Origin of the sequence: Lentihominibacter faecis (assembly GCF_014306095.1) — a bacterium.
Lineage (GTDB): Bacteria > Bacillota > Clostridia > Peptostreptococcales > Anaerovoracaceae > Lentihominibacter > Lentihominibacter faecis.
On the sequence record NZ_JACRWC010000052.1, the window covers coordinates 1 to 7753 of the forward strand.

Genomic DNA, 7753 nt, shown 5'->3' on the forward strand with positions numbered 1-7753 from the left:
GCAGCAATCATCGCATGGGTTCTGGCATTCATCTTCCCACTCCTTACATACTTCGGAGTACAGGGATCCTTCTGGACATTCATCAACTCGATCAACTACGTATGGTCCTTCGTAATCGGCTTCGTAGTATACATCCTGCTGATGAAGACCAGCCTGGCTGGAAACTCCAACATTACAGAAGAAGAGCACGAAGCTCTCACAGAAAGAGTTTAAATGCTTTCTGAATCATAAAGTCTGCAATAACTTTATATAAAATCGTAGGAGCCTTTGTAAGAAGGCTTCTACTTTTATCACACTTTTGCAAAAAGGAGGACAAAAGTTATGGATTTATTAATCAAAGGCGGCACAGTCGTAACTGCTACTTCATCTTTTAAAGCAGACGTTGCAGTTAAAAACGGAAAGATCAGTGCAATCGGTGCAAACCTGAAGCCTGAAAAGAAGACTGAAGTTGTTGATGCAAAGGGTAAGATGATCCTGCCTGGCGCTATCGACGGTCACACTCACCTGGCAATGCCTTTCGGTGGAACAGTTGCTACTGACGACTACTTCACTGGTACAAGAGCTGCTGCTTGTGGTGGTACTACTACAGTATTCGACTTCGTTCTTCAGGGTGTTGGCGAAACTATGGACGCTGCTCTGGAAAGAAGAGATGCGATTTGTAAGGCTGACGGTCCTGCAATCGACTACTCTTACCACATCGGTGTTGGCGACGTTACCACTCCTGAAATGCTGGCTTCCATGGATGAATGCGTTAAGAGAGGCGTAACCTCCTTTAAAGTATTCATGGTTTATGATTTCGGCGTAGACGACGGTCAGTTCTTCGAAACTCTGCAGCACGCTGCAAAGATCGGCGCACTGGTAGGTGTACACGCAGAAAACAGAGACGTAAACAACTGCCTCATCAAGGAATACCTGGCAGAAGGTAAGACTGATGCATGGTATCACTATATGTCCAAAAATGAAGCTGTTGCAGGCGAAGCTGACGTAAGAGCGATCAACCTGGCTAAGATGGCAGGAACTTCCCTCTACATCGTTCACCTGGATAACAAACAGGGTGTTGACGCTGTTGCTCAGGCAAGAGAAGAAGGATATCCGATCTTCGCAGAAACTTGCCCGCAGTATCTTGCATTCACAAAAGAAGTTTACAAGAACGGCATCCCTGAATTAGACTTAAGAGCTCGCGACTTCGTATGCTCTCCTCCAATGAAGGGCAAAGAATCTCTGGAATCTCTGTGGAATGGAATCAAGAACGGCACTGTATCCACTCTGGCTACAGACCACTGCCCGTTCCTGAAATCCGAAAAAGACTGGGGAATCACAAAGAAAGACGGTACTCCAGGAAACTTCACTACAATTCCTAATGGATGCGCTGGTATCGAAAACATGTACCCTTACATCCTGTCCGAAGCAAACAAGGGCAGAATCTCTTTCGAAAAGGCTGTACAGATTTCCGCTACAAACCCTGCTAAGCTGTTCGGTATCGACTACTGCAAGGGCGCTATCGAAGTTGGTCTTGACGCAGATATCGTTATCTACGATCCTAAGAAGGAATTCGTTGTTAAGAACGCAGAAAACCAGCACGGTGCTCTTGACCACACTATTTGGGAAGAATCCAAGTTCAAGGGATATCCAGTTGCAACTTACTCCAGAGGTAAGCTGGTATTCGACGGCAAAGACTACGTTGGCGAAAGCGGCGACGGTCAGTTCGTTAAATGTAAGAAAGTTAAATTCAAGAGCCCTGAATTCTAAACCAGAGTACAAGGTTCTCCATAGAACTTTTCCTAAAAACGGTGATCCGCATTGCGGATCACCGTTTTTTATATAGTTTACAATGCCAGCGACATCAAAAAATACCACGAATTACGGCTTGATATAACTGTTAGGGTATTCTCCCCTTCTATTCACGTTTAAAAAGGCTCTCGCGCATGAAAAACTACCACAGTTCTATATTTCCATTCCATTTCAGATAATGAGTTTTCGATAAATACCCTGAAAGTCAATATCTTTTGCTCCTGGGATAGTTCCACTACCCTGTCAACATCCTACATCGTAAAACAGGGCATTTTTAATGATCCAGAGCCGCCGTGCAGCGGCAAGAACCTGGTAAGGACAGTCATCTTTTTTTATTTTCCCTCTTGACAGTTGCGTGCTCATTCAATTATAATGAGCTTGTAAGATAGTTGAACGGACGCGCAACCGTTTTGAAAGGAGATACATTATGGGTAAAACAGAAGCCTGCTGCGACTGTGCGGCGATCCACGATGACGTTCTGGAACATGTGCAGGAACACATCGTGCCGGAAGATCAAAGACAGAGTATGGCCAAACTCTTTAAGATCTTCGGTGATAATACCAGATGCAGTATTATGGAGGCATTGAACTGCCACGAAATGTGTGTATGTGACCTGGCGGTCCTTCTGGATATGACCAAATCCGCCATTTCACATCAGTTGAAAATCCTGCGGGACAATAATCTTGTAAAGTTTGAGAAGAAAGGAAAGCACGCCTACTATTCCCCGGCCGATGAACATGTCAGAGAAATCCTGGACGTTGCACTGGAGCATATCAATGAATAAAGAATTACATGAACACGAACACCATCATGAGCATGAGCACGATCATCATCACGACCATGGCGACGACTGTGGGTGCTGTTGCGACCACGATCATGAGGGCCATGAGCATCACCACCATGAGCACGAAGATAACTGCTGCTGCGACCATGATCACGACCACGAGCATGAAGACCACGAGCATCATCACCACGACCATAGCGATGACTGCGGGTGCTGCGGTCATGATCACGACTTTGACCACATCGCCAAAGACAAACAGCGTATCTATATCATAGAAGGTCTCGACTGCGCCAACTGCGCTGCCAAGATGGAACGAAAGATCCAGGCAATGAGTGAGATCCAGGCCGCCAGCATCACCTTTGCAACAAAGCAGCTTCGCTTTGCAGCAGATGATCCGGAAAGCCTGGTGCCTCAGCTGGAAAAAGCCTGTAAAACCATCGAAGATGAAGTAACGCTGGTTCCTAAAGACAATACTACCGCTCCCCGCATAAAAAAAGAAAGCGTATGGAGCGAACATAGATCCGATTTGATCTCGATCATCGCCGGAGCAGCGCTCTTTGCAGCTGGAATGATCGCAGAACACGTCATGGGCGCAGGTATAAGCGTAACCCTGCCGATCTTCCTTATCGGCTATCTGGTGCTGGGCTGGGAAGTTCTGTGGACATCCGCTAAGAACATCTCAAAAGGTCAGGTATTCGACGAAAACTTTCTGATGTCCGTTGCGACCATTGCGGCGTTCTGTATCGGGGATTTTGCAGAAGGTATGGGCGTAATGCTCTTCTACAAGATCGGCGAGCTGTTTGAAGACATCGCTGTAGATCGGAGCCGATCCCAGATCATGGACGCTGTGGATATGCGCCCGGAAACCGTGAACCGTATCCACGGAGACGACATTGAAAATATCCCTGCAGAGGACGCCCAGATCGGTGATATCCTGCAGGTCCGCCCGGGAGACCGTATCCCGCTCGACGGCATTGTAACCGAAGGGGAAAGCCGGATCGACACCTCCCCTGTTACCGGTGAGCCTGTTCCTGTAACTGCAACCGCCGGCACAGAAGTCATTTCCGGCTGCGTCAATGAGCAGGGTCTGCTGAAGATCAAAGTAACGAAGCCCCTTTCCGAATCCATGGTCACGAGGATCCTGGATTCCGTGGAAAACGCTGCCGCAGGCAAACCGAAAATCGATAAATTCATTACGAAGTTTGCGAAGGTATATACTCCGATCGTTGTTATCCTGGCAATACTGACCGCTATCATCCCTTCCCTGATCACAGGCAACTGGGGCGAATGGATCACCACCGCCATCACCTTCCTGGTAATCAGCTGCCCTTGCGCGCTTGTTATCAGCGTGCCTCTGGCATTCTTTGCAGGAATCGGTGCCGGATCCAAACTGGGGATCCTCTTTAAAGGAGGCATCTCCATCGAAGCACTGAAAAACGTCAAAGCCATCATCATGGACAAGACGGGAACCATAACCAAGGGCAACTTCGTGGTACAGAAGATCACAGCTGCCGCAGACCTGAGCGAAGACCAGATCATCGCCATGGCAGCCGCCTGCGAAGCCAGCTCCACTCATCCGATCGCTCTAAGCATCATGGAGGAAGCTGCAAAGCGCACCGCGACTGTACAGAAGGCAGAATCCATAGAGGAAATCTCCGGCAAGGGTATCAAGGCCAAACTTGCTGAGGGCGAAGCTCTTTGTGGCAATCGTAAACTGATGGATCAGTTCGGCATCGATATCAGCAGGCAGGAATCCGGAGAGGGAACGGAAATCTTCCTGGCTCTGGGCGGCAAATTTGCAGGACATATCACCATTGCAGATACCATTAAATCCGATGCTGTGGATGCCATCGCAGCCATCAAGGCGGACGGTCTGATCCCGGCTATGCTGACCGGTGATGCTGCAGGAAGCGCTAATGCGGTGGCCAGGACCGCAGGCATCGCAGAAGCCAATGTTCACGCACAGCTCCTGCCGGAAGATAAACTGAATGCACTGAAAGAGATCCGCAAACAGAACGGCGCAGTTATGTTCGTCGGCGATGGTATCAACGATGCTCCTGTTCTGGCTGGCGCAGACGTCGGTGCGGCCATGGGAAGCGGTGCAGATGCAGCCATCGAAGCAGCAGACGTTGTCTTCATGAATTCTTCCGTAAGTGCCATTCCACAGGCTATCAAGATAGCCCGGGCGACAGGACGTATCTCTATGCAGAACGTCATCTTTGCACTGGCAGTCAAGCTGCTGGTACTGGTACTGGGGTTTGTGGGATTTGCCAACATTTGGGCTGCCGTATTCGCAGACACCGGTGTTGCAATGCTTTGCATCCTCAACTCCATGCGGATCCTGTTGAAAAAATTCAAGTAGCTGAAAATTCAAAATAACATACAGAATATTGCACATCCTCCGAAATCTTGATACAATGAATTAAGTATGGGCTGCGGAGCAGACTTTGCAGCCCGAAATCCAAGGAATCTATCAGAAAGGAGATCCGGCCTGCCCTGCGGCGGACCGGTGTGCAAATATGGATCATACGAAACTGGCGGAGCTGCTGTTTCCGCACATTACGAAAAACCCTGAAGACTACGAGGCACAGTTCCCGAAACGCGACCTGAAAGAAGGCGCGATGGTGACGAGACTGGGGCCAAGTCCTACAGGGTTTATTCATTTAGGAAATCTTTACGGTGCATTCGTTGACGAGCGTCTGGCTCATCAGTCGGGCGGAACGTTTTATCTGAGAATCGAGGATACCGATGATAAACGTTACGTGGAGGGAGCAGTAGAGACCATCATCAATTCCCTGGCATTCTTCGGCATAAACTTCGATGAGGGTGCTCTGCTTGACGGTGAAAAAGGCGATTACGGTCCGTATTTTCAGAGCAACCGCGGCGAGATCTATCAGTGCTTCGCCAAGGAGCTGGTGAGCAAGGGCATGGCGTATCCGTGCTTCCTGACGGAAGACGAGCTGGCTGAGATCCGCCAGAAGCAGGAGGCTGCAAAGGAAACGACAGGCATCTACGGCAAGTATGCAGAAAAAAGCCGCAGCCTTACCATTGAGGAGATCGAAGAAAACATCAAGGCCGGCAAGCCTTATGTAGTCCGCCTCAAATCCGACGGAAACCACGATCTGCCATCCGAAGAGGTCCGCCACATCAAAGTGGACGATGCTATCAGAGGAACTCTTTCCATGCCGGAAAACAACCAGGACGTTGTTATTTTAAAGGCCAATGGTATCCCGACTTATCACTTTGCTCACGCCATCGACGATCACCTTATGCGCACGACTCATGTAGTCCGCGGCGAAGAGTGGCTCATGTCCCTGCCGATCCATGTGGAACTGTTTGAAAAACTGGGATTTGAAATGCCGACCTACTGCCACACAGCACAGCTTTTGAAGCTGGACAACGGCAACAAGAGGAAGCTGAGCAAGAGAAAGGATCCGGAATTGTCCCTGGATTACTATAAAAAAGAGGGCTATCACCCGCAGGCAGTCAAGGAATACCTGCTGACCATTTTGAACTCCAACTTCGAGGAATGGCGCATCGAAAATCCGGATGCTCCGATGGAGGAGTTTGAATTTACTACTGCAAAAATGAGCAGTGGCGGCGCTCTGTTCGATATCAACAAGCTGAACGACGTTTCTAAGGACGTGCTCCTGCGCATTCCGGCATCTGAACTTGCTAAATTCATGACCGAATGGGTAAGAGAATACAAGCCGAAGGCTTTGAAGTATTTTGAAGGGAACGAAGAATATATCGCAAGGATCCTGGATCTGGGAAGAACGGGCAACAAACCGAGAAAAGACTTGGTTTATGCAAAGCAGATCTTTGATTTCATCAGCTATTTCTTCAATGATTATTTCGTGATCACCGATCAGATCCCGGAACAGATCAGTGATGCCGATGCAACAGAGATCCTGAAGCGTTATCTTGAAAGCTACGACCAAAGCGATGATCAGAGCCAGTGGTTCGATAAGATCCGTACCATCGCAGAAGATATGGGATACGCTGCAAAGCCAAAGGATTACAAGAAGCATCCGGAGGAATACAAAGGTCACGTCGGTCATGTCAGCACGGTCATCCGTCTGGCAGTTGCCGGGCGCAGCCAGTCTCCGGATATCTGGGAGATCCAGCAGATCCTGGGAGAAGAGAATACGAGACAGAGAGTTGAGATGCTGATCGGGTAAGCCTGCTCAAAAGTGGATATGGATGTCTCCCCTCGCTTAGTCCTCGGAGCTATGCTCCTGCGGAATCGCTCCGGGAGACATCCATATCCACAGGTCATCAGAAGACCCAATCAGCATACCGTACCGTATCCCTGAGCGGAAGCGGAATCGTTCAGCCAGCTTCCCGGCTCTATCGTGCAGTGGAATCGACTTGAATATAAAATCCTATGTATAAACGAACTGCTGCATCCTTAGTTGGGTGCAGCAGTTTTTTACGCTTGCTTTACAGTTGTTCATAAAACGCTATCATAGATTACATGTATATCTACATTTAGGGTAATTGCTGCATCCGCAAAACTGACCATAGCGACCATTCCTCGTTATGAGCTTTCCACCGCATCTAGGACAAATCCCCTTCTGCACCTGCGATTGATTATATCGTACACGTTTTCGTATCTGCTCTACATGTTCTGCACGTTGTTCTTTAGAATTATTACTGCTGTTATGAATTACAAAGGCTATCTGTTCCAGTTCCTGATTTGAAAATATCATTGAATGATACTGCCTGATTACCCTTAATAAATCACTCGTGTAAATTACATTTTGCGAAGTATTTACTTTGATTGTACTATGTTGGGAAAAAACTACGATAGAAATAAACTTATCTCTTGAAAGATTTAAAATTTCCTGCAAAGCTCTTATATGCGCCATATTCTGTTTTAGCGGGTTTCGAAAGGAATACTTATGTCCATACATATTTTTTGTCCATTGCTCTCCATGTTCACTGCCCATAATCCATCCTGAATAGTTCTTTGTTTCAACGACAAAAATTCCATGAACAGAAACAACGACATGATCAATTTGTGTGGTTCCAAACCTACTTTGTACTAGAAGGTTATTTAAAACCTTATATTCATCTTCTGGCAATCTTCTTAAAATGTCAGCGACTCGTCGCTCTCCTTTTGCTCCCCGTATTTGAGGGTCGTATTTCCCAAGTTGATATGCAACATATGCAATG

6 protein-coding genes and 1 pseudogene are annotated in these 7753 nt (G+C 47.8%); 6 read left to right on the top strand and 1 reads right to left on the bottom strand.

All coding sequences use genetic code 11. The annotated features are described in order from the left end of the window. From H8876_RS03970 to gltX, 6 genes and pseudogenes are all read left to right on the top strand, one after another. Positions 1-213 (top strand): hypothetical protein (locus H8876_RS03970; protein ID WP_249286627.1); only part of this gene is annotated, 213 nt, incomplete at its 5' end. A 102-nt stretch (positions 214-315) separates the two neighbouring features. After that, positions 316-1749: pseudogene (gene hydA / locus H8876_RS03975) on the top strand (dihydropyrimidinase); the annotation flags it as partial. Positions 1750-2218: 469 nt separating this feature from the next. Further along, on the top strand, positions 2219-2575 hold the full coding sequence (locus tag H8876_RS03980; protein ID WP_249286629.1) for an ArsR/SmtB family transcription factor: 357 nt from the start codon (positions 2219-2221) through the stop codon (positions 2573-2575). An 8-nt stretch (positions 2576-2583) separates the two neighbouring features. Beyond that, positions 2584-2850 carry a hypothetical protein gene (locus tag H8876_RS10215; RefSeq protein ID WP_249286633.1) on the top strand — a complete coding sequence of 89 codons (267 nt, stop codon included), beginning with the start codon at positions 2584-2586 and terminating at the stop codon, positions 2848-2850. A gap of 32 nt (positions 2851-2882) precedes the next feature. Beyond that, positions 2883-4937, top strand: a complete 2055-nt coding sequence (locus tag H8876_RS03990) for a heavy metal translocating P-type ATPase (protein ID WP_346727831.1) — start codon at positions 2883-2885, stop codon at positions 4935-4937. Between the two features lie 157 nt (positions 4938-5094). Beyond that, positions 5095-6756 (top strand): glutamate--tRNA ligase, encoded by a 1662-nt coding sequence (gene gltX / locus H8876_RS03995; protein WP_249286630.1) that lies wholly within the window; start codon positions 5095-5097, stop codon positions 6754-6756. 285 nt (positions 6757-7041) lie between these two features. On the opposite strand, the gene H8876_RS04000 is transcribed toward gltX, so the two are convergent. After that, on the bottom strand, positions 7042-7753 hold a 712-nt coding region (locus H8876_RS04000), incomplete at its 5' end, for an NERD domain-containing protein (RefSeq protein WP_249286631.1).

Coding starts and splice junctions, on each gene's coding strand:
- H8876_RS03980 (WP_249286629.1), top strand. CDS start 2,219: ATGGGTAAAACAGAAGCCTGCTGCGACTGTGCGGCGATCCACGATGAC.
- H8876_RS10215 (WP_249286633.1), top strand. CDS start 2,584: ATGAACACGAACACCATCATGAGCATGAGCACGATCATCATCACGACC.
- H8876_RS03990 (WP_346727831.1), top strand. CDS start 2,883: ATGGAACGAAAGATCCAGGCAATGAGTGAGATCCAGGCCGCCAGCATC.
- gltX (WP_249286630.1), top strand. CDS start 5,095: ATGGATCATACGAAACTGGCGGAGCTGCTGTTTCCGCACATTACGAAA.